The sequence below is a fragment of the Butyrivibrio sp. WCD3002 genome (assembly GCF_000424265.1).
In the GTDB taxonomy this organism is placed as follows: domain Bacteria; phylum Bacillota; class Clostridia; order Lachnospirales; family Lachnospiraceae; genus Butyrivibrio.
Genome location: NZ_AUJO01000005.1, coordinates 39,763 through 62,102 on the forward strand (window position 1 = coordinate 39,763; position 22,340 = coordinate 62,102).

Sequence of the window (22,340 nt, forward strand, 5' to 3'; positions counted from 1 at the left end):
AAATTACATACGATCGTATTTCTTCAGAATAACTTTTACTTCAGAAAGCGATTCTATAAATACTTCCACGCATTTTGCATCAAACTGTGTTCCCGCACCTTCCTGTATGATCTCAATAGCTTTATCTAACGGATATGCAGGCTTATATACTCTTGGCGAAGCAAGAGCATCAAAAACATCGGCAACAGCCATGATTCTGGCTGAAAGTGGGATAACCTCCCCGTGAAGCCCCTCGGGATACCCATTGCCGTCCCATCTCTCATGGTGATATGCAGCCATATTTCTGGCTTCCTTCAGGTAACTTCCGCCCTTAACGGTGCTGATCGCCTTTTCTATTATCTCTTTACCGGCTGTAGTATGAGTTTTCATGATCTCATACTCTTCTTCAGTAAGTTTGCCGGGCTTATTCAGGATCTTATCGGAGATATTGATTTTTCCTACATCATGCAAAGGCGCTGATCTGACTACATCAGAAATAAATTTAGGTGTGATCTTCTCTGCGTAATAGCCCTTTCTTTTCAGGCCTTCGACGATGATCTTTACATAGGCTGCGGTCTTCTGGACATGGGCGCCGGTATCGGAGTCACGACTCTCGACCATATCTGCCATTGTTATGATAAGTCCGTCCTGCATCTGCATAGTAGATTCCGACAGATGTCTTATGCTTCTCATCTGCTCAGCCTGATTCAACGTCAGGTCGCAAATGGTCTTATACAGTTTCTCTATCTCATCCCCTGTATGAATGTTAAGAGACCTGATTCTTCGCACATTATTATCAAGGCTCACCTGATCGTCGCCTGCTTCAGCAAACTCCTCCACGCAGGATGTCATTGCACTGAGAGGATATGTGGTGTAAATACTGGTGGTCCAAAGCTCAAAGGCAACAATAAGAATAAATAGTCCAGCCATTATCAGCAGAATCTTCATGATAAAGTCGATCATATAATCCGCCATGTACTCAAGAGAAACATCGCAGATAATATAGCAGACCAGCTTCCCTGCACTATTCTTAAGGGGATAGCCTATAGTAAGAAGCCAGCCTTCATCACTTTTTGATTCTATGGGGGCTATCTCTTCACCTGCAAGAATAGCGTCTTTATATGGTAAAAACTCATCCTTGAAGGGCAGCTTTGTTCCTATGTCATAGCCATACTCTGTTTCCGTATCCAGATCAAAAATTACATAGCATCCATCCTCCTCTACTTTTATCAGATACAGATAATCAACGCCCAGTGAATTATTACGTATCTTGTAGAGCATTTCCTTTGTTTCCAGATAGCCGGGGGCATTTTCACCCTCCATCATATATGTATCAATCATGTCGGGATCGACTATCTCTGCAGCAAACCTGCAGGCGTCGCTGGCGGCCTCTATTCTGTCATTTTTAGCACTGTTAAAATACAGGGTGAGCCCAATCCAGGCCATAGCAATTACCAGTACAAATGAAGTCAGAAGCAGCTTACTGCTCTCCCTCCATCGTACTGACCCCTTTGAATCAGCCTTCCACCTATATATCCTGTTTTCTTCCTCTTCAGTCATTACGCGCTGCTTTACAATACTGTTTGCGATTCTGGTAGAAATATCATCCGGAAGAATACGAATAACCAAAACTGCCAACCCAAGGGAAATACCTTTATCAAAGACATTAACCAAAACATCAAGCATCATAGCTGCAGGCAAATATGGAAATCCCGTTGCTGCAGCAAACTCAATAGCTGCGTTGTCAACCACAGAGTCCTGCGTATCCACCCCGATAAATCTGCGGATAATGACACTAAGTATGCCCGATATCATCGCTAACATCAGGATATAACCAAATACATCTTTAACTTTTCTAAAGGAGTGTTTTCTTGAGAAAACTGAGGTATGAATAGCTATAAGAGCATTTATAACAGAAAAATACATGTTTGTCGGACTAAACAACATAGAAACAGTGTTAGTCACAACCGCTGTTAAAATGCCAAAGAAAGGACCTGCTATCAGAGTGACATAAATGGTCCCCGTCGTATCAAGATAAAGCGGCAGTTTAAGGCTGCTCATAATAAAGCCCAGTAATACATTGGCCGCTATTCCGGACAGCACAAGTGCATCGCGCAATATTCTGTTTTTATCTATTTTATGCGAAATGCTTATCTTCACTCTTTTCCCCTCATCTAAAGATACTTGCCCATAGTACAAGCACTATATAGTAAATAATAGCATTTTGGCGGCCTTTTTCCTATTAAATAAATATGAAAAAAAAATATAATATCATACAAAAAAGCTGAAAATAACGATAACAATCATCTCTCCTGCATAGCATTGCACAGAAGCACTATTTCGCATGCTATCCAATTATTGTATAATCAGCTTACTGATTATTTAATACTACGTGGATTAAGGAGGAAATTTAATGGAACCGATACAGAGTATTGACGCTGAAGATGATCAGTTTGCATATCGCTATGACACACAGCTTCTTATCGACAGACGCGACAAGGACTTAGACGAGGATGAAATTGCAGATTATATCACCGCGCATTTTGAAGGAAACTCTCTTATCGCCGCAGGCGATGAGGAGCTGGTAAAAATTCACTTCCACACAAATGAGCCCTGGAAAATACTTGAATATTGCAATACCGTTGGAGAAATCTACGATATCGTAGTTGAGGACATGATCAGACAGTCAGCGGGTATGCAGGGATAATACCGCTATTATTGACAAAATGAAGAACGCTGCAAGGCACATCATTGCACCGGTAATACCCATGGCTCCTGCCAGAATACCTGTAAGTGCTGTGAACACAACGCCACCTATACCCGTTGATACAGTTATCATCGCGGTTGCGGTGGCCTTTCTTTTTCCTGAGAACTGCAGAAGTGTGGTCAGGACGCTGGGATAAATCGCTCCGCAGGCAAATCCAAGGGGTATGCAAAGAGCCAATACCACAGCTGCACTGTTCATCTGAGCTATGATCACTGTAATCACGGGAATGGCTATTACTGAAGTAATGAGTATTTTCTTAGCATGAGCTGAGAAATATCCCACCAGCACGCGGGACGGAATCATAACCGCCCAGAACAGCGACAGTGCATATTTTCCAAGGGATGACTTCAAAACATCAGTAAAAAGTGTATCTACGAAGAAGGCGAAGCCGTTCTCAAATCCCACATAGATGCACATAACTACGCAAAGTAGCAGCACTCCAAGGATAATAAACTCCCCGTCTCCCACCTTTTCATCATCAGCAAGGCTATTTACTTCTCCGGTGCTGTCGCGATTGGCAACAATACCCACCAGAGTGATAACCGTGCCAAGGGACAGTGTCAGGAAGAACATCCTCCAGCTGATTCCTCTTTTCAGATAAAAATCCACAAAAAGAGGTGAAACCAGGGCTCCAAGGGCATACATGGAGGTCATAATTCCTATCTTCTTTTTACCTGTTAAGGGATAGCTTTCCGCAAGAGCTGCGATAGCTATGAACTGAAGCGCACTTGTGGTCATTCCTAGGAAAAAGATTCCCACAACGAACAGCATCTGAATGGAACTTATGAAAATAACGCAGGCAAAAGCAGCCTGTATCACCTGCAGGATAAGAATACATTTAAGTTTATCTGATTTATCTGCCCAATTTCCCAGAATAAGCGGCGCAAGCATGGTTGCAAGAAGCTCAACCGCCGCAAAAAGGCCCATATTTGTTATGGACAGATCATAGGTTTGGCCAATACTGTACAGGCTTGCCTGATATCCACCGGCTTCAAATCCATTGATGAACACTACAAGAAAAAGGAACAGCCATAATAAATCTTTTTTTCCGTCTCTGGTCTGATTCATAAGCACCCCCTCCATGCTCAGGATCTGATGATTATCTGGATTCCTTTTCATCAAGCTCGTCCATGGCCTGATAGTAGATATTCTCGTCCTTTACACCCTCATCTGTTCTGAGTTTCATGGACATTGAGACCTTAATGGTAACGCTCTTACCGTTAACCTCATTTATACTCTCAATGCTTTTCTTAAGCTTTGCAGCCAGTTTTTCAAGTTTTTCCCTGGAATCAATGTATGTAAGCACACTGAAATAAGCTTCCTTAATTCTCGAAGCAGCTGCGCTCTGACCGATACATTCTATTATCTTTTCACCCATTTCACGAACTACTCTGCCGGCCTGCTTTTCACCATAATCCGCAGTAATCCTCTTATGGTTCACGTTATGGATGATAATTACGCCGTAATTTCTGCCGGCGTCGTTATACTGCATCGCATAGTCCGACATAACATCCATATATGACCTGAAGTTCATAAGTCTTGTCATATTATCCAGCTTTGACGGGTTAACCAGCTTCTGAACTCTGTAAAGCTCCTGGTCGATATCCGCGAAGTTACCCACAAGACCTATAATTTCGCCCTTTTCATAAAGAGGCATCTTATTACAGATGATGTTGTGAACAACACCGTTAACTATGCACTGTCCACGGGCGTTAAAGACAAATTTGCCCTTTCCGATTACATCAAGCTCGTCGCCCTGATAGGGTCCGTCATTGACATGCCAGTGCATCTCTTCGTCTGTTTTTCCGATAATATCGTCAAGCGAGCTAATCTCATAGAACTCCAAAAATGACTGGCTGACACCTCTAAATCTGCGCTCTTTATCCTTCCAGAAATACTTGGTGGCTGAATTATTAACCACATTCTCCCAGATTCTTGCGTATTCCTTGACTCTCTCAGTGAGCTCAAGACTTTCGTGTCCCACCTGCCCATAGACCAGATTATCAAGGGCTTCGCCCATCTCCCTGGATAAAGTATTGATCGTGAACAGATATTCATTTCCATCAGTTCCGGGCACCATAAGAAGTATGATCGTTCTCCACTTATAACTGCCATCCTTTTGACGGAGTCTGAAGTTTCTTACTATATAGCCCTTCTTACTCTCTTGTCCCCTCTGCTTGATGGTATCTATATCAATAAAAGCCATAAAATCCGCACGTTCGTCAGGATATACGCATTCCTGAACAAATAGTGAAACCATCTCATTTAAATTCTGATAGATATTAGCGCTGCCTGTCATATATCTGTAAGCTCCAATAAGGGGTGATGTCTTATTTGTGCTAATATTAACCAAAAGAACAACTTCAAAAAGGTTATTAAGCTCTCTTAGCCTGTAATCCAGCCTGTCTCTCTCCTTGATATTCTGGTCCAAGGATATATTCGATATGGTAGTTTTGAACAGATAATGGTCATCATTTTCTGCCAAAACCTTGCCCTTAAGATAGTAATAATTTCCCTTATCTGTATAATAAAAACTTTCATAATTCCTGCTTTTTATGGCTTTTTCTAGGAACTGCTCATACTTGTCCAGAAGCGGTGAAGCAGGATCATAGATAGTGCTGTCGATATATTCAAGATCATCAACTGCAACTCTTATCTGCTGTCTGTAGGCGTCATTCATAAACAGAGTCTTGAAGTGCTTTCCATCATACTCCGCTACCTGAAGTGCTGTCTCAGTATCCCTTGTATTGAAGCTTGCAGTCTCATAATAATTTCGCCACTTTCGCTCTTCTATGGTAATGCCCTTCTTTTCAATACCTTCGAGCATTTCATCAAGGGGTTTTGGCAAACCAAAATAAGCCCCCTGAAGCTTACCGCAACCGATAGCCTTTAGGAACTCCACCTGCTCCTGGGTTTCAACACCTTCAGAAAGTGTCTTTATCCCAAGCTTTTTAGCCATAGCCAGTGACGAGCGAACTATGATCTTGGACCTTTCGCTCATTTTAGCCAGGAAAGCCATATCAAGTTTTAGTACATCAAAATGGTAATCCTTTAACAGATTTAAAGAAGAATATCCGCTCCCAAAGTCATCAATCCAGACCTCATAGCCCCTGTTTCTGAAACTTTCAATAACGCTTGTCATCAATGCTTCGTCCTGGGCAATCATGCTCTCTGTGACTTCTATATGCAGATAATCTCTGGGAATATCATATTTCTCAACTGCTCGCTCGACAACCTCAAGCATATCGCAGACCATGAAATCAAGTCTGGAGAAATTCACGGATACCGGGAACGCTGTTTTTCCGCTGGCAATAAGGTCATGGATGTCCCTGCACACACTTTCAACCATAAAGCAATCAAGCTTATGGATCTTATGGGTTTTCTCCAAAACATTGATAAACTCGTCAGGGGATAAAAAGCCCACATCTGGTGCAACCCATCTTGCCAGTGATTCTGCTCCGGCAAGCTGTCCCGTAAGTGACCTCACAACAGGCTGATAATAAACCTTAATATTCCCTGCTGCGATTGCTTCTTCAATATGATCGACTATGTAATGACCTAGCGCTCTTTTTCCGTTATGGTTAGCCATACGATATCCTCGCAGAAAACGTTAGTTTCATATAGTCATTCTATCATCGAAATATTAAATATTTATAAATGCAATATTATGCTCGTATTATATTTTCAGAATATAAGTGCGAATTTTAATTTATTTATTCAAGCTCACTCTACTTTCTGAAGGGTGAAATCATCCCATGCGCCCCAGCAGCCTGCTGATGCCTTTACTCTGGCTCCGAAGATAACCTCCGTGCCGTCCTCTTTCACTTCGATTTTATCTATCACAGGATGCTTGTACTCGCGCCATGCGGTGACCTTGGTGCTCTCTTCAATGGTCTCGTCACCGTTAATGCAGTACAAAACGAACTCATCGCCGGATTTGCTGTCACCGCCGTGAATATAGCCATCAAAAGCATAGGTTCCCTTATCCAAAGTAAGGGTCTGCTCTACCTTAAATTCAAAGTCCGACTCATACCAGAACTTCATGCACCACTCGCCGGTTCTGCAGTCACTGTGCTTCATGATGCTCACATCCTTAGAGTTGCATTCTGTGGTGACCTCCCAGGCTTCCTTACCGTCCTCAAATCCGGGATTTTCAAGAAGATTGTCCGCCTTTATCGCTAATTGAATTGTCACTGCCATCTCTGAATCGCCATCTGTAACTACTCCGTCGATCTCGTACTCACCGATACCTGCTTCTTTTGCGGCATCTAGCGCTGTTTCATCCCAGGCTACTTCCAGCTCCTTCTCAGAGCCGTCGTTATATCTGACGTTTACTTTTTCCGGAAGCTCTATGTCTTCACCGGGCTTTGCTGTCACGGCTTCAGTGGTTACGCCTGTCATGGCAAGTACGCCCTCTGCGCCCTCTCGCATGTCGGCATACATCCTGGCTGAAGCCAGGGGATGTCCATGAAAATCAAACCATGCCTCGTTCTCAACAACAGCGCCGCCACCGCCATAGCTTCTTACGTCCTTGTCGTATTCACTGGCATAGCCCGTTGCCCAGCCTGAGCCTTTTTCCTCCCAAATGCTCTTATTCTGAGCAAGTATCTGGGTTGAGCCTTCCTTTCCAAGCTCAAAAACCTGTACAGGAAGCCATGCAGGTTCCCAGTAAAATACGCCGATTCCGCCATCTATGGACGATACTGTATCTACCACTGCTCGAACAGAATCTGCCTGTCCCTGAGGAGAAATGTCGAAATTAAACGCATCCACCTCAAGGTCCGCTTCATTCTGAGTATTTCCGCAGCCATCGCCGTCCTCTAAGGTATATACGTAGGAGGTCTCTGCTACCATTACCTTTTTATTGTAGGTCTTCGCTATAGATTCAAGCTCATTTTGGAGATTTTCAAGAGTTCCGTGCCAGTATGGATAGTAGGAGGATGCAAAGACATCATAATCCACCTCGTACTGATCCAGCTTCTCTACGTACTGCGAAAAATGCTTTTCAGGATTAGCAAAGTGAACTGCCACCAGAATGTCCTCAGAAACGCTTCTTACAGCCTCACTTCCTGCCCTAAAGAGCTTGCACATGCTGTAGAAATCAGTCTCTCCGCAAAGTCCGTTGTTGGTCTCATTACCAATCTGAACCATGCCCACATCAACGCCATTATCTATAAGATACTGAAGGCTCTCCTTAGTAAATTCCTTAAGTGCCTCCGCTTTATCGTCTGTTTTCATATCAGCCCAGGCCTTAGGCGCTGTCTGCTTCCCGGGATCTGCCCAGAAGTCTGAGTAATGGAAATCTATAAGAATTCTCATGCCTGCTTTGGTGGCAAGCTGTCCAATTTTCTTAGCATTTTCAAGGTCACAGTTTCCGCCGCCGTAGACGTGACCATCTTCGTCCTTCGGATCATTCCACACGCGAAGTCTCACATAATTGACACCGCACTCATTAAGGAAATCAAAAAAGCCCTGATCATCCAGCTCATTACCGTCATAATCGTAGTATTTAACGCCGCTGTCCCTGAGGGCTGTAAATGAACTTATATCTATGCCGGTAATAAAATCATCTGTCATGTTTTCAACCTTTTTTACGAAAATTCCGGGATCGGCAGACTCACTATTTTGCGTGGGTTCTACGGTTTTTCCATCACCACATCCAGCTGTCATTACTATGGATGCCGCAAGAATCAAACTCAGTACTGCTTTTTTCATAATTCTACAATCTCCTCGATTTATGGTTTTCCTTAGCTATTCTACAGCTAATACAACCTAAAAGCACCTGTTTATATTTAATTATTTATGATTCTTGTCAAAATGTTTTGCAAAAAATAATTGCAGCTGTCAGGCATCCTGCAAAAGCTCAAGGTATATCATTCAAATTCCAGAATATACTTGGTAACGTCATCATATGAAGGCATTACGGCCAACGCGCCGCGTCTTGTAGTTATAAGGGACGCTGCGGCGTTTGAAAACTCAAGTATTTTGCTTAGATTATCCATATTAAGGTTATCAAGCTCATAATGGTGCACAAAATGAAGCGCACTGGCGCAAAATGTATCCCCGGCACCGGTTGTTTCTATTGTTGCAGGATTAAGAAACCCTCCATGAGATACAACCGTATCTCCATAATATGCTCTGCTTCCTTCCGAACCTAAGGTGGCGAAAATGAGCTTAATTCCAAACTCATCTTTTATGGCAGCTATGCCTTCATCAATATCTGTTTTGCCTGTCACAAGTTCAATCTCATTGTCGGAAATCTTTAAAATATCACAGACGCTCATACCATATCTGATGGCTTCCAAAGCATCCTCAACCTTGTTCCATAAAGGTGCTCTGTAATTGGGATCAAAAGAAACAGTACATCCGCTTTCTTTTGCAATTTCAATGGCCTTCTCAGTTGCCGCTCTGCCACAGGTGCTGGTCATTGAAAGTGTACCAAAGTGAAAAATATCAGATTTCTTAATGTATGACGCTCTTTCCAAAACCTCATCAGCTGTGATCATCATATCGGCTCCGGGATTTCTGAAAAAAGCAAAATCGCGGTCTCCGTTTGGAAGCTTTTGTACGAATGCAAGTGTTGTTCCTACATTTTTATCCTTCAGTACTGCGCTCATATCAATTCCCTGTTCAGCTGCCTTTGAAACCAGCATTTCTCCCAGGAAATCTTCTCCAACCTTTCCGATAAAAGCTGTTTTATTTCCCAGCTTCTGTAACATGGACAGCACATTACAGGGTGCTCCGCCGGGATTTGCTTCAAAGATTGAATTTCCCTGTTCACTTTTCCCATTATCAGTAAAATCAACCAGCAATTCACCAAGTGCAACCACATCATATCGACTATACATTTCTCATTTCTCCTTATAAAACTGGCAGGATTACTTCTTAATCCTGCCATATCGTCAAAACCATTATTCCTCAGCTAAAGTATTCAGGCACACATCTACCACTGCTTCACCATCTACATTGAAGCTGATACCATCAGCGTGATAGTCCGTAAGAATACTCATTGACATAACCTGTTCCCCATCATTTACAAACACTTCAAGGCTATATCTATCCATTATTATGCGAAGCTTCACTGCTCCGTCATTCTTACCGACCTGACATCTTCTCTGATGAACGATAGCTCTTCTGCTACCTGAATATTTGCGGTCAATTTTTAAAACAGATTCAACCGGATCAAAGAAAACAGAAGAATGGAACCTGCCATTATCTGCAAGCCTTATCTCAATCTTTCTGTACAGATTCTCTGTTCTCTTTATATCCAGAGTCATATCTATTGTTCTTCCACTTATGCCGGAAAGAGTGCAGTCACCTGATATACGTACATTCTTTCTCTCAATAGTAGATGAATATAGCTTTTCAATCTCTTTAAGCGGCTTTTGGATCAGCTTTCCATTAACAATGGAGATTTCTCTTGGCATACTCATCTGTCCAAACCACGGGAAATCATCACGTTTAAATCCGGTGGTATCCCAGTTCTGCATCCAGCCGATCATCACACGTCTGCCATCTTCCAAAAGAAGAGTCTGTGGTGCATAAAAATCTATGCCATAGTCAACAGCCTGAGAATACTCGTCTTTAAACATGCCACTTTCATCCATATAACCTATCTGGCAAAGTGTTCCGTTACCATTATGAAATTCCAATTCTTCAGGAAGCATATCCTGAGGACTTGTAAGCAATACCTGTTTTCCATCTAATTCAAAGAAGTCCGGGCATTCCCACATACGTCCGAAACGATGGTTGTTCTTTGCAAGAAGCCTTTCGTATTTCCAGTCAAATCCATCCTTACTGCTAAAAAGAAGCAGCTGACCATCTGCATCCATAGTCTTACTTGCAATTACAGCCTTAAAGCCATCCTTATCTCTCCATATCTTTGGATCACGGAAATCATTTCTGCTGGCGCCTTCCGGAAGAGATGATTCATCAAGTACAGGATTATTCTCATACTTTACGTAATCTTTTCCATCACCAACCGCTATACACTGAGTCTGAACATCATGAAAAATACCATCTTCGTCTTCTTCCCTTATAACTCCTGTATACATAAGAAGCTGCTTGCCATCTGAAAGTTCAATAGCACTACCTGAAAAACACCCAAAATCATCATATTTTTCATCCGGTGCTATGGCTGCGGGAAGATTCTCCCAGTGCAGAAGGTCTGTACTTACTGCATGTCCCCAATGCATCGGTCCCCAAACTGTATCATAGGGATAGTACTGGTAGAACATATGGAACTTACCACCATAATATGAAAAGCCGTTTGGATCATTCATCCAGCCCACTCTGGGTACCAGATGAAAAATCGGCTTTAGCTCCTTTTTTATAAGCTTCTCCCTTTTTTCCTCATATTCTCTGGCTTTGCTTAACTTATCACTCATAATTACTCCGATCTAATATAATATGAAGCAACCATACTAAATCATGACTTCGTCATGATGGCTCCTCTTCAAAAAACAAACATATCTATATCCGAAAACTCAGCATCTCCTTCAATATAAATCTGCCATTCGTTATCTACAGCAGAATAAATCCGGTTACTGAGAGCTTTTTCATCATTAATATAAAGCACAACTATTTCATTCTCCACGACCAGCTTTATATCATACGTCTTTCCGGCTTCCAGCCTGCACTTCTGAGAATTCTCAAATGCATCATAGATAATCTCCTGCTGATCAGGATCAATAATTACTTTATAATCTCCAAAGGAAAAACCTGCTTTTCCGCTTGTATTATTGAAGGTTACCTTGCCCTTAAGCAGCATTTTTCGCGGAAGTATTCCCAGGTTTTCCGTAGAAGTAACCTTCATGCCCTGTTCTTTTTTGTCTGCTCCGTTTTCAAAATAGTCCGTGAACTGGTCAGGCATCGTTACTCCCAGTGTGTTGTCATCTTTTTTCACCAGTTTGTACGGCATGACTGAACCTGCCCAGGTATATTCCAAAATATCACTGCCACGCTTTTTATGATCAAGAAATCCCACTAGATAACGGGTTCCGTCATAAAGGACAGTTTTTGCAGCGTAAAAACCGTTGCCATCAAATGTATCAATTTCAGGCTTTATCCATTCTCCTTCGAGGTCCTGTGTCATTCTGTAGTATGTGACATTATTCCAGGAAAAAACAAGATAATACCAGCCATCTATCTCAAACAGATCCGGGCACTCCATAAAATAAAGCTCATCACTGTAATAAAATTCACCTTCAAATTTCCAGTCTGATAAATTCTTTGATGTATATTTCAGAATACAGCTTCCTGAATCATCATTTCTTTTTCCGCCAACCAGCATCCAATATTCGTCATATTCATCCATCCGGATAACTTGCGGATCCCTGAAATCATTTGTGCTATATCCTTCAGGAGCATGAATCGTATCTTTTGGTAGCTTTTTGTAGGATTTATTATTTTTACTTACTGCGTGCATCAGGCACTCTCTGTCCTGATTATTATCAAAAGTTTCCGTGTAGTCATTGTGTCCTGTATAAAACGCATGGTATTTACCATTTTCTGCCTTAATAAAGCTTCCGGTTCCTACCGCTATATCAGGATCCTCAATGTTTTCTCCAAACGGAATGATCTCTCCGACGTCTGTATAGCTACAGAAGTCTTTTGTGTCAAACCTGTAGATTGGATGATATCCTGTACCGTTATGATCCGTATCATACAGGTAATTGAGATGTATTCCATCTTCGTCAGCCTGTGCCATCACATCTCCAACCCAGGTCTCTTCGATATTGGGAAAAAGGCTGTCTATCTTCTCTCCGCTTTCCATTTGTTCCCTAGCGTTTCCACATCCCTGACAAAGAAAAAGTGATATGGTCAGAGCTGTTCCAATTACTTTTTTATAATTCATACTCTTTTAAAATGCCCCAGCCAGATCATCTGACCGGGGCGAAAACTATTTGTTTAGTTACATTTAAAAGCTCTTAATTAGCATAGAATGCATCAAGATATTTCTGATAGATTGAAAGGTACTCATCAAGACCATAAGCGTTAACCTTATCGAGGTACTCATTCCAACCTTCATCAGTCACACCATTCATAATGAAATCAGACTTGCTTGAATTTACATATGAAATAAGGTCTGTCTGGATTCCTGTAAGTTTTTCTGTGTCATCTGCTGACATGAATACGTTAGGATATACATACTCACCATGCATATCGTCTGTGTAGTATTCCTTGATCCAGTCAAGACGATACTGTGCATCATCAGGGCATGTTACATAAACGCCATAATACTCATCAAGGATTGCAAGAGGGCCACCAACAGCCTCTGCTTCTCTAACTTCTACAGGTGAAGCATCTCCAAGAGGTGCATGCTTAAGCATCTTGTCACCGTTCTCATTAGTTGAAAGCTCAAAGATATCGAACTCGTCATCTTCGCCATAGGTTCCCCAGTTGTTCTGAGGTGACTGGAAAGGATCATACATAAGATCAAGCCATGCACATACAAATGCAGGATTGTCACACTTAGCTGTAACTACGCATCTTCCGCGGTCAAAACCTGAAGTGAATGAACCGTTCATAGGTGTTACGTTTCTTGTATCTGCCTCAAGTGCAGCAAGGGGTACATAGTCCTCGATATTATCGATATTTGCTACATCCCATGTAAAGCAAACGCCGTATCTGTGGGATTTTCCCTTAGCAACATATGTAGACCAGTCCTGAGTAAAGCATTCAGGATCCATAAGTCCTTCATCATATAACTTGTGAAGCCATTCTACACCTGACTTGAAGCCATCCTGTGTAGCAGTGAAGATAACCTTCTTGTCATCAGTTACAGCAATGTGCTGTCCTATATCATTGTCACCATAGCCTTCGCCAAATCCATTGATAAGAAGGCTGGGATCGTTGTCATTGATGATGCATGACATAGGAATAATGTCACCGTCAATTCCGAATTCTGCCTGAAGCTCAGAAGCATGATCCTTGAATGCAAGGAGTACCTGTTCGAACTCATCAACTGTTGTAGGTGTCTCAAGTCCAAGGAAATCAAGCCACTTCTGGTTGATGTAAGTAAAGTTGTTACCTACAGTCTGGATAGCAGTCTTGTTAGAACCAAGCTGCTCGATCCAGGGAAGTGCCCAGATATGTCCCTCTGAATCTTCACACATTGTGCGGTATTCAGGATACTTGTCAAATACAGCCTTTAAGTTAGGCATGTTTGAATCGATATATTCCTCAACAGGAATGATTACACCCTGATCTGCGTATCTGATAAGATCGCTGTTTGAGAAGCTTGCGTTAAATACGAAATCAGTAAGTGCATCCTTGTTAGCCATGTTAAGACTTATCTTGTCTCCCCACTGATCATTTGAGATTGCAGTCCAATCTACATGTACATTTGTCTCTTCCTCAAGTCTCTTGAAGATTGTCTTGTTGTTCTGATTCTCTTCTGTTCCTGAAGGATAGCTGATCATACCGGTAATTGTAACCTTTTCATCAAGTGGGAAGCTGAGGTCTTCAGCTGTCACTTTAGCCGCATCACTTTTTCCGGCTCCATCGCTACTGCCACATCCTGCCATCATTCCGGCAACCATTGTTGCTGTCATAACTGTGGCAAAAATTCTTTTCATTTCCTTTTTCATTTTTCCCTCTCCTTTTTTTATTTGAACCCTTTTGGGTTATTAACAAGGAAGTTCTGCTCTTAGCCTTTTACAGAACCAACCATAATTCCTGAGTCAAAGTACTTCTGGAAGAACGGGTACATGACTAACAACGGAAGGCTCGAAATTATGATAGTTGCATATTTCAAAAGCTCAGCAAGCTGCGCTCTTTGTGCTGTACTCTGCATATCTGCGATCATTCCCGGATCAGGCTCATTCTGGATCAGGATTGATCTGAGCACCAGCTGAAGTGGCTGCTTTGATGAAGAATTGAGATAGATCATCGCATCAAAGTAGCTGTTCCACATACCTACAAACTGCCAAAGAACTAATACTGCAATAAGTGGTGTACATACCGGAAGAAGAATTCTGAAGAAGAATACCAGCTCATTAGCACCATCAACATCTGCAGCTTCTCTGAGCTCGTTCGGAATTCCTTTGTAGTAAGTTCTTGCAATTATCATGTTCCACACACTGAAGGCTCCCGGAAGGATTACTGCCCACATAGTGTCCAGAAGACCGATGTTATTTATAAGAAGATATGTAGGAATAAGTCCGCCACCAAAAAACATGGTTATTATGAAAATTGTGTTAAACAGTTTTTTTCCTTTAAAATCATCCCTGGACATGGGATATGCACAAAGTAGTGTTATGAAAACAGAAATTGCGCTGAACAACACTGAGTAGATAATTGCATTTTTAAAACCTACCCATATCTGCGAATTCGTCATAACTCTCTCATAAGCAGTGAGCGTCCACTTTTCAAAATCCAGCACGATTCCCTTATTCTGAAGAGTGATGGGATCCATGAAAGACGCCACAACGATATATACCATCGGCAAGATTATCGCAAGGACAAATGCTGCAAGCAGGGCATAACCGAATATCAGAAAGCATTTATCTCCAAATCCATATTTTGCAAACCTGCTTTTTTTCTTAACTATCGCTTTTTCCATCTGAACGCCTCCTTATAATCCCTGTCCGTCGTTCATCTTCTCAACTATCTTATTTACAAGGACCAGCAAAATTACATTGATTACTGTATTAAATAGTCCAACAGCCGTTGAGTAGCTGTAGTCTCCGTTAATAAGACCCTTTTTGTACACATAGGTTGCTATGATCTCAGAAGACGCGAGGTTCATATCTGACTGAAGTGCATAAGCTTTCTCAAATCCAATGCTCATGATGTTTCCTGCCTGCAGGATAAACTGGATAACTACCATATCTTTGATTGCAGGCCACTCTACAGCCTTGATCTGCTGGAAAATGTTGGCACCATCTATCTGTGCAGCTTCCTTAAGCTCCTGGCTTGCATTGGATAATGCCGCAGTATACATAATTGAAGCCCATCCTGCTCCCTGCCATATTCCGCTGATAATGTAGATCGGTCTGAACGCTGCAGGAATTGTCAGGAAGTTGATGTTTGTTCCCATCATCATATTCAGTGGTCCGGTAACTGATAAAAGAATTCTTACCATACCGCAAAGTACTATGACTGAAATGAAATTAGGCATGTACAAAACAAGCTGTATATTCTGTTTTAATTTGCTGCTTCCCACTCTGTTTAACAAAAAGGCCAGAATGATCGGTACCGGGAATCCCCATAACAGTCCGAAAATACTTAACTTTAATGTATTAGCAAGATATTGGAGAAAGTCAGGTGATGATAAAAACTGTTTGAAGTATTTAAGACCGACCCATTCGCTTCCCAGCAATCCTTTGAACGGATTGTATTTCTGGAATGCAATCAGTATTCCTCCCATAGGTACATATCTAAAAAGTATTGTCAAAAACAACGCAGGTCCTAAAAAGAGTACATAAAGCTGCCAGTGTTGCCTGATATATACAAGCGTATTATGCAGCTCTCCTTTTTTTGTCTTTGTATTCATAATATTCTCCCAAAACATTTTACATTTGCACATCCGTGTTTTACATGTGTAAAATATAACACCAGCAGGCACGAATGTCAACACTAAATTTTTACATTTGTAACACTTTACTTTTACATTTGACACTCTGGTTTTTACATTTTATAATGAAGAAAACAATTCAAGGAAATGGAGATCAGAATAACAGATGGCATCCAGAGTAACATTACAAGACATAGCAGATGCTTTGGGCGTATCAAGAAATACCGTCTCAAAAGCCATTAATAATACAGGCGTTTTAGCTGATTCAACCAGAGACAAAGTATTACAAAAAGCTTTGGAAATGGGATATAAACAATTTTCCTACGCAAGCTCGGTATCAGAGATAAAGGCTCCTTCTTTTTCTCAGCCGGCTAAAGCATCAGGAGAAATAGCCCTGTTTACAGGAAATCTTTTGAACAATTCTCACTTTGCATCAACCATGCTGGACAAGTTCCAATATGAGATTTCTCTTCTTGGATACAGCCTTAGCATGCACAGAGTGGACTCCAAAAACATCGAGGATCTAACACTTCCTATTTCTTTTATAAAAGAAAAGACTGTAGCAATAATGTGTATCGAGATGTTTAATCACCCCTACTGTGAAATGCTATGTGACCTGGGTCTGCCGGTTCTTATGGTGGACGCACCCGTGGCAAGCTATTGGAAACCGTTAAATGCAGATCTTATTCTCATGGATAACTTTTCCAATATCTACACAGTAATTAATGATATGAAAAAAAGGGGAATCAGTAGCATTGGATACATTGGACAAGTTACTCATTGCCGTTCTTTTTACGAAAGATTTATGGCCTTTAGAGAAGCTATGTATATCAATGGGCTTACTATTGACGAGAAATTCTGTTTAACAGAAGTACATTCTCATGGAGACGAATACAAGGACTACATCTCTATTGCGCTTTCAAGGCTCAATGAGCTGCCACAGCTTTTTATCTGTGCCAATGACTTTGTTGCAATAGATGTACTATATGGTTTGAAAAAAATGGGGCTTGATTGTCCGGGAGATATAAAGCTTTTTGGTTTTGATGATTCACCAGAATCAAAGATAATGACTCCTTCTCTTTCAACGAGCCATATTCACAGCCAGGTAATCGGATATTCCGCTGCTAACCTGATAATTACCAGAATAGAGCAGCCTGACTTAAACTTCAGAACTGTCTATACTGAGACGGATCTGATCTATCGAGACTCTACTTCATAGAATAGAATGCTGCTTACATCGCACAACAACATTATACACCATGCACAAGAATTACCGCCATGTGATATCACACGGCGGTTGTTTCTTTACTTCTCCGGATCAAAAGACACCGTTATTCTTGTGCCTATTTCCTGGCGTGACAGAACTTCAACAGTTCCCTTATGTGCATCTACGATCCATTTTGCAATGGAAAGACCAAGTCCGGACCCGCCGGTTGCGGAATTTCTTGCCTTGTCGGATCTGTAGAAGCGCTCGAAGATGTGGCTCAGCTCCTCGCCTGCCATACCGATACCTTCATCCTGAACTGTATAAACTATTTTTTCTCCCAGATTTTTAACGGTAAGCTTTATAGTGCTGCCCTTATCGGAGTATTTTGCGGCATTTTGGACAAATATCCTTATTGACTGCTTTATCATGGCCTGATCGCCTAAAATAAAACAGTTGTCACCATCCTCGATAACATACTTGTGCTCGGGATCGATCATCGAGGACTCTTCCCACACTTCGCGCATTATTTCTGTCAGATCAAGTCTCACCATAGACAGCTTCTGACGGCCGTTGTCACCCCTTGCAAGGAAAAGAAGCTGGTCAATGAGCTCCTTCATGTTCTCGGATTCATGCTTGATAGCCTTGATTGACTCATCAAGTACTGCCGGATCATCCTTTCCCCAACGATCCAGCATATTGGCATAGCCCTGAATAACAGCAATAGGTGTTCTAAGCTCGTGGGAAGCATCGTCGACAAACCTTGCCTGCTGCATTCTGGCCTGCTGCATTCTGTACAAAAGGCTGTTGAGAGCAGCTTCTATGCTGGCAAGATCTTCATCTCCCGTAGATATCCTTGCTCCGTTACTATCGGCAGGAACCTTCAAAATAGCTTCTTCAAGCTCTTCAAATTTTGTTGTATCTAAAGGCACCTCGCTTATGGCCTCGGCCTTCAGAGCCAGCTCATTTAAAGGGCGGAGTCTCCTTCTGATCCTTGAAGTATGGGTAAAGGATGCAAGAAGATTGAGGAGCTGGTAAGCGATTACTGCGGCAAGGATTATCCCGATAAACAATATGTAATCACGCATCGTGAAGTTATACTCTGAGCTGTCCGTATAATAGTTCAGGACAACATTGCTTATCTTATCACCGCTTATTAAAAATCTCCTGATAACTTCATCCTCCGGCACCGACAGATAGCTGTTGTAGCAGAAAAGCCCGAAGGAAACGGTAAGGATAAGTATATCTAAAGTAAAAAAAGCCCTCAGTTTATTAAACCAGAAAGCTGTATTTATACCTCTTGCAATTGATGTGGCGCGGTTTTTTGCATTATTCATAGCTGGCCTTCTTTTATTACATATCCGACACCTCTGACAGTCTGGATAAGCTTGATGCCATATTTGTCATCTATTTTAGTGCGCAGATGTCTTACATAAACATCTACAACATTAGTTTCACCATCGAAATCATAGCCCCAGATTTCGCTTATTAAGCGCTCTCTATCCAGGACTATGTTACAGTTTTCCATAAGAATTCTAAGGAGCTCAAACTCGTAGTTTGTAAGCTCTACCGGATTGCCGGCTGCCACAACTTCATGTCTGTCCAGATCCATCGTCACGTCGTTTATCGTAAGCTGTCTGGAGACAGGAGCTGAACCACCTTTTCTTTTCAGAGCTACTCTTATACGTGCGAGCAGCTCCTCAATAGCAAAGGGTTTGGTGATATAGTCATCCGCTCCGGCATCAAGGCCCGACACCTTATCCATGACCGCATCCCTTGCAGTCACAAGGATTATAGGTGTCTCCTTTTTTGCTCTTATTCTTCTAAGAACCTCGAAGCCATTGATGCCCGGCAGCATGACGTCTAAAAGAATCAGATCATAGTCGTTTGAAAGGGCCATATCAAGACCGCCTCTTCCATCCTCTGCCTTATCCACGGTATTTCCCTCGTGAATAAGTTCAAGTTCCACAAAACGTGCAAGCTGTGTTTCGTCTTCTACGATCAATATTTTACTCATTAGTTTTGTTCATCATCCTTTTTGAATTCGTTTTTGATGCTCTCAGCGGTCTGAGCAGCTTTATCGCAAACATTGTTCATATCTGCGACCACCTTGTCAGCACCTGTAAAGTTGTAAGATACTCCAAAGAAAAGTCCGATAATGATAAGCGGAACTGTTACCCAGAAGAATCCAAGTACCATAAGTGCCAGTACAAGAACAGGAACACTTGCGATCTTCTTGCCATCCCTGTTTATGTTAAAGTAAATCTCAAGACTCTTTCTGAATATCAGTCTGAAGAACTCCGCGATATTTCTGAAGCCTTCTTTAACATTATTCTTGTTGCAATCCTTTTCGTACTGTCTCTGAGCCAGCTCAAACTTCTTAACATTTTCCATATCCTGGCTTGCTCCGGTTGTGTAGCTGCCTTCCTTAGGCTCTACAACCTTGCCCTGCTTCTCCAATTCGATGATTGCATCCAGCATATCGTAATTGGTCTGTTCAAGAACCTTCTTGGCCTCCTCGTAGGATACGCCTGTCTTCTCTCTGAGCTTTTCAACCTTTTCAAAATTTTCCATAACTATTACCTTCCTTTCAGATATTTATGAATTGCTTGTTCATTTGATACCTGAAATATACACGCCCAAGATTAATATAAGATTTTTGAAAGATTAAAATCAGATTAAAATTAGATTTATATTTAGCTTTTTATGTCAATCCTCTCCTACAAGGTGCACTGTCTGGAGTTCGTGCCCTACAGCAGGCAAAAACTTCTCGAAAATATCAGAAGTCTTTATCTTCATACTTGATGTGCATACACATGGATGGCAGCCAAGATACTCAGATTCCCTTACATCCTCATCAACAAGGAGCTGTACTTCATGGTTTTCATCATTCATGAGTCCCATTACGCTTACTGCTCCGGGTTCGATATCCAGGTATTTAAGCATATCCTCGGCCTCGGCAAAAGAAAGTCTTGCCGAATTGATCTGACTTGAAAGCTCTTTTGTCTTGAACTTCTTATCTCCCGGCATGAGCAGCAGATAAAACCTGGTCTTTTGCCTGTTGCAGAGAAAGAGGTTCTTGCACATCAGCGTTCCAAGGGCCTTGTCCACTTCCTCGCAGGCTTCCATGGTGGTTGCGGGCTCGTGGTCCACTCTTTTAAACTCTATTCCAAGCTTATCCAAAAGGTCGTAGACTCTGACTTCCCTTGGTAAGCGCCCTTCAGCATTTTTCGGTCTTCCATCAAATAATTCCATCTGTCCTTACTCCTTAATGCTTTCTTTTATCTTTTTACTAATGGCATGAAGAACAAAGCTGATGCACACTGCAACAATCGATATTGCAAGACATGTATAAAAAACAGGCCTAAACAGCGGCGCATATTCTTCAGGCGCAAAAATTCCCTGACTGTGAAGCTGTGCGGAATAATATATCCAATAGACTGTAGATACCAAAGCAACGATCCATAAGCATACTCTGGCTGCGAAAAGAACTCGTATCTGCGTTTTAGATTTTTCCTGCATGTTTTCCCTCTTCCTCCCCATGCTCTGCCTTTCACAGATCCGGAATCCGGCAGAACACCAAAACTTTCATATAGAGATAATTATACAGTTAAAAAAAGCAGTACACTACTCATTTTTGTTATAATAAGAACAGTAATTTTTCATTTGGAAAATGAACCAAAATTTTATCCAGGTTATGAGGTGAGTAAATGAGAACAGTATTAAAAAACGAGATTTTAGAAGTATCAATAGAATCAAAAGGCGCTGAGATTAAGAGCGTTATTAAGGACGGCAAAGAGTGCATGTGGCACGGCGATCCGAAGTTCTGGGGCAGAACATCTCCTGTTCTTTTCCCCTTTGTAGGCTCAGTTGCTGAGGGTAAATACAGAGCTAAGGGTCAGGAATTTCCCATGGGTCAGCACGGTTTTGCAAGGGATATGGAGCATGAGCTTGTGGAGAGCTCTTCTGATTTTGTACATTACAGGCTGGTTTCAAATGAAGAGACAAGGGCAAAATACCCCTTTGATTTCTGCCTTGAGATAACCTATAAGCTTGTTGGCAACGAGATCACCATTGGCTGGAAAGTCACAAATACAGGAAATGAGACTCTGCACTACGCTATCGGAGCCCATCCTGCATTTAATTGTGAGCTCGATGAAAATGGTACTCTTAAGGGCAATTCTGTGGTATTTGATACAGATAAGAACGTCCTCACAGTAAGGAAATTTCACGATCCTCTTGCAGCCAAGGACACCTACGAGCTTCCGCTTCCTGCAGATAAGTCAATCGCTGTGGATGAGCACACCTTCGATAACGGCGCAATCATTCTTGAAAGCAGCCAGGCTACAGGCGTAGGAATTAAGGATGCTTCCGGAAAACTGTTCATAAAGCTTGTATTTGATGCTCCTCTCCTTGGAGTATGGTCACCCTCCGGCAAAAATGCTCCTTTCATATGCTTAGAACCCTGGTATGGCAGAGCTGATGCCGAGGGCTTCACCGGAGACATCAGCGAGCGTGAATTCGAGCAACACCTTGAACCCGGCGAAGCATTTACTACTGAATATAAGGCGATCTATTATTGATTCTTTTTACAATCAAGCCTATGAGACGGTTTATGCTTTTACATCCACCTCGCCGCCTATTATCTTGGCAATCCTGCGTTGGGGGGCAACCATATCAACCACAACATTAATGGTATGAACGTTTGGTTGGTTGAGGGGCTGTCGCACTAATGGGCAGCCTTTTTGCGACCTGACATGTTGGATGAGAAAGATTCGGCTAAATAAAGAAAAGCTCCAGCCTTCATGCTAAAACTGAGTTTGCGTCAAAATCTACGTAATATCGATAATTGACACGCATAATAGTTTTTC

At 41.9% G+C, this 22,340-nt stretch carries 18 protein-coding genes; 3 read left to right on the forward strand and 15 right to left on the reverse strand.

The window, feature by feature from the left end; all coding sequences use genetic code 11:
* Positions 1–3: 3 nt before the first annotated feature.
* On the reverse strand, positions 4–2,139 hold the full coding sequence (locus tag G608_RS0107735) for an HD-GYP domain-containing protein (RefSeq protein ID WP_035795018.1): 2,136 nt from the start codon (positions 2,137–2,139) through the stop codon (positions 4–6).
* Between the two features lie 253 nt (positions 2,140–2,392).
* Between G608_RS0107735 and G608_RS0107740 the strand changes: the two genes are divergently transcribed.
* Complete coding sequence (locus G608_RS0107740; RefSeq protein ID WP_026495554.1) at positions 2,393–2,686, forward strand: hypothetical protein; 294 nt, start codon at positions 2,393–2,395, stop codon at positions 2,684–2,686.
* Here the strand turns inward: G608_RS0107740 and G608_RS0107745 are convergent.
* From G608_RS0107745 to G608_RS0107785, 9 genes are all read right to left on the reverse strand, one after another.
* A complete protein-coding gene (locus tag G608_RS0107745) occupies positions 2,666–3,814 on the reverse strand; it encodes an MFS transporter (RefSeq protein WP_026495555.1) in 1,149 nt (382 codons plus the stop codon). The genes G608_RS0107740 and G608_RS0107745 overlap by 21 nt on opposite strands.
* 31 nt (positions 3,815–3,845) lie before the next feature.
* Entirely contained in the window at positions 3,846–6,335 is a 2,490-nt protein-coding gene (locus G608_RS22360; protein ID WP_051209004.1) for an EAL domain-containing protein, read from the reverse strand.
* Positions 6,336–6,469: 134 nt separating this feature from the next.
* Positions 6,470–8,461 carry a glycosyl hydrolase 53 family protein gene (locus tag G608_RS20400; RefSeq protein WP_051209006.1) on the reverse strand — a complete coding sequence of 664 codons (1,992 nt, stop codon included), beginning with the start codon at positions 8,459–8,461 and terminating at the stop codon, positions 6,470–6,472.
* 158 nt (positions 8,462–8,619) lie between these two features.
* Positions 8,620–9,594: a carbohydrate kinase family protein gene (locus G608_RS0107760; protein ID WP_026495556.1), complete on the reverse strand. Its 975-nt coding sequence runs from the start codon at positions 9,592–9,594 to the stop codon at positions 8,620–8,622.
* A 63-nt stretch (positions 9,595–9,657) separates the two neighbouring features.
* Complete coding sequence (locus tag G608_RS0107765; protein ID WP_035793105.1) at positions 9,658–11,133, reverse strand: glycoside hydrolase family 32 protein; 1,476 nt, start codon at positions 11,131–11,133, stop codon at positions 9,658–9,660.
* A gap of 68 nt (positions 11,134–11,201) precedes the next feature.
* On the reverse strand, positions 11,202–12,602 hold the full coding sequence (locus tag G608_RS22365) for a glycoside hydrolase family 32 protein (protein ID WP_051209008.1): 1,401 nt from the start codon (positions 12,600–12,602) through the stop codon (positions 11,202–11,204).
* Positions 12,603–12,675: 73 nt separating this feature from the next.
* Positions 12,676–14,337, reverse strand: coding sequence for an ABC transporter substrate-binding protein (locus G608_RS0107775; protein ID WP_026495558.1), 1,662 nt, complete (start codon positions 14,335–14,337; stop codon positions 12,676–12,678).
* A 59-nt stretch (positions 14,338–14,396) separates the two neighbouring features.
* A complete protein-coding gene (locus G608_RS0107780; protein WP_035795020.1) occupies positions 14,397–15,311 on the reverse strand; it encodes a carbohydrate ABC transporter permease in 915 nt (304 codons plus the stop codon).
* A gap of 12 nt (positions 15,312–15,323) precedes the next feature.
* Positions 15,324–16,244, reverse strand: coding sequence for an ABC transporter permease (locus G608_RS0107785; RefSeq protein ID WP_026495560.1), 921 nt, complete (start codon positions 16,242–16,244; stop codon positions 15,324–15,326).
* Between the two features lie 187 nt (positions 16,245–16,431).
* Here G608_RS0107785 and G608_RS0107790 point away from each other — a divergent pair, with 187 nt between their 5' ends.
* The gene (locus G608_RS0107790; protein ID WP_026495561.1) at positions 16,432–17,484 is read left to right on the forward strand and encodes a LacI family DNA-binding transcriptional regulator; all 1,053 of its coding nucleotides are present in this window, start codon (positions 16,432–16,434) and stop codon (positions 17,482–17,484) included.
* Positions 17,485–17,570: 86 nt separating this feature from the next.
* Here G608_RS0107790 and G608_RS20410 read toward each other — a convergent pair whose 3' ends face one another.
* From G608_RS20410 to G608_RS0107815, 5 genes are all read right to left on the reverse strand, one after another.
* Positions 17,571–18,806 carry a sensor histidine kinase gene (locus G608_RS20410; RefSeq protein ID WP_035795022.1) on the reverse strand — a complete coding sequence of 412 codons (1,236 nt, stop codon included), beginning with the start codon at positions 18,804–18,806 and terminating at the stop codon, positions 17,571–17,573.
* Positions 18,803–19,486: a response regulator transcription factor gene (locus tag G608_RS0107800; protein WP_026495562.1), complete on the reverse strand. Its 684-nt coding sequence runs from the start codon at positions 19,484–19,486 to the stop codon at positions 18,803–18,805. The genes G608_RS20410 and G608_RS0107800 overlap by 4 nt, the downstream gene beginning before the upstream one ends.
* Positions 19,486–20,043: a hypothetical protein gene (locus tag G608_RS0107805; protein ID WP_026495563.1), complete on the reverse strand. Its 558-nt coding sequence runs from the start codon at positions 20,041–20,043 to the stop codon at positions 19,486–19,488. The genes G608_RS0107800 and G608_RS0107805 overlap by 1 nt, the downstream gene beginning before the upstream one ends.
* 135 nt (positions 20,044–20,178) lie before the next feature.
* Entirely contained in the window at positions 20,179–20,724 is a 546-nt protein-coding gene (locus tag G608_RS0107810; RefSeq protein ID WP_026495564.1) for a prolyl-tRNA synthetase associated domain-containing protein, read from the reverse strand.
* Between the two features lie 6 nt (positions 20,725–20,730).
* Positions 20,731–20,991 (reverse strand): hypothetical protein, encoded by a 261-nt coding sequence (locus tag G608_RS0107815; protein ID WP_026495565.1) that lies wholly within the window; start codon positions 20,989–20,991, stop codon positions 20,731–20,733.
* Positions 20,992–21,179: 188 nt separating this feature from the next.
* Between G608_RS0107815 and G608_RS0107820 the strand changes: the two genes are divergently transcribed.
* Positions 21,180–22,052 (forward strand): aldose 1-epimerase family protein, encoded by an 873-nt coding sequence (locus G608_RS0107820; protein ID WP_026495566.1) that lies wholly within the window; start codon positions 21,180–21,182, stop codon positions 22,050–22,052.
* The last annotated feature ends 288 nt before the right edge of the window (positions 22,053–22,340 follow it).

Bases quoted from the DNA above. Each gene is read 5' to 3' on its own strand.
- G608_RS0107740 (WP_026495554.1), top strand. From the start codon at position 2,393: ATGGAACCGATACAGAGTATTGACGCTGAAGATGATCAGTTTGCATAT.
- G608_RS0107745 (WP_026495555.1), bottom strand. From the start codon at position 3,814: ATGAATCAGACCAGAGACGGAAAAAAAGATTTATTATGGCTGTTCCTT.
- G608_RS22360 (WP_051209004.1), bottom strand. From the start codon at position 6,335: ATGGCTAACCATAACGGAAAAAGAGCGCTAGGTCATTACATAGTCGAT.
- G608_RS20400 (WP_051209006.1), bottom strand. From the start codon at position 8,461: ATGAAAAAAGCAGTACTGAGTTTGATTCTTGCGGCATCCATAGTAATG.
- G608_RS0107760 (WP_026495556.1), bottom strand. From the start codon at position 9,594: ATGTATAGTCGATATGATGTGGTTGCACTTGGTGAATTGCTGGTTGAT.
- G608_RS0107765 (WP_035793105.1), bottom strand. From the start codon at position 11,133: ATGAGTGATAAGTTAAGCAAAGCCAGAGAATATGAGGAAAAAAGGGAG.
- G608_RS22365 (WP_051209008.1), bottom strand. From the start codon at position 12,602: ATGAATTATAAAAAAGTAATTGGAACAGCTCTGACCATATCACTTTTT.
- G608_RS0107775 (WP_026495558.1), bottom strand. From the start codon at position 14,337: ATGAAAAAGGAAATGAAAAGAATTTTTGCCACAGTTATGACAGCAACA.
- G608_RS0107780 (WP_035795020.1), bottom strand. From the start codon at position 15,311: ATGGAAAAAGCGATAGTTAAGAAAAAAAGCAGGTTTGCAAAATATGGA.
- G608_RS0107785 (WP_026495560.1), bottom strand. From the start codon at position 16,244: ATGAATACAAAGACAAAAAAAGGAGAGCTGCATAATACGCTTGTATAT.
- G608_RS0107790 (WP_026495561.1), top strand. From the start codon at position 16,432: ATGGCATCCAGAGTAACATTACAAGACATAGCAGATGCTTTGGGCGTA.
- G608_RS20410 (WP_035795022.1), bottom strand. From the start codon at position 18,806: ATGAATAATGCAAAAAACCGCGCCACATCAATTGCAAGAGGTATAAAT.
- G608_RS0107800 (WP_026495562.1), bottom strand. From the start codon at position 19,486: ATGAGTAAAATATTGATCGTAGAAGACGAAACACAGCTTGCACGTTTT.
- G608_RS0107805 (WP_026495563.1), bottom strand. From the start codon at position 20,043: ATGGAAAATTTTGAAAAGGTTGAAAAGCTCAGAGAGAAGACAGGCGTA.
- G608_RS0107810 (WP_026495564.1), bottom strand. From the start codon at position 20,724: ATGGAATTATTTGATGGAAGACCGAAAAATGCTGAAGGGCGCTTACCA.
- G608_RS0107815 (WP_026495565.1), bottom strand. From the start codon at position 20,991: ATGCAGGAAAAATCTAAAACGCAGATACGAGTTCTTTTCGCAGCCAGA.
- G608_RS0107820 (WP_026495566.1), top strand. From the start codon at position 21,180: ATGAGAACAGTATTAAAAAACGAGATTTTAGAAGTATCAATAGAATCA.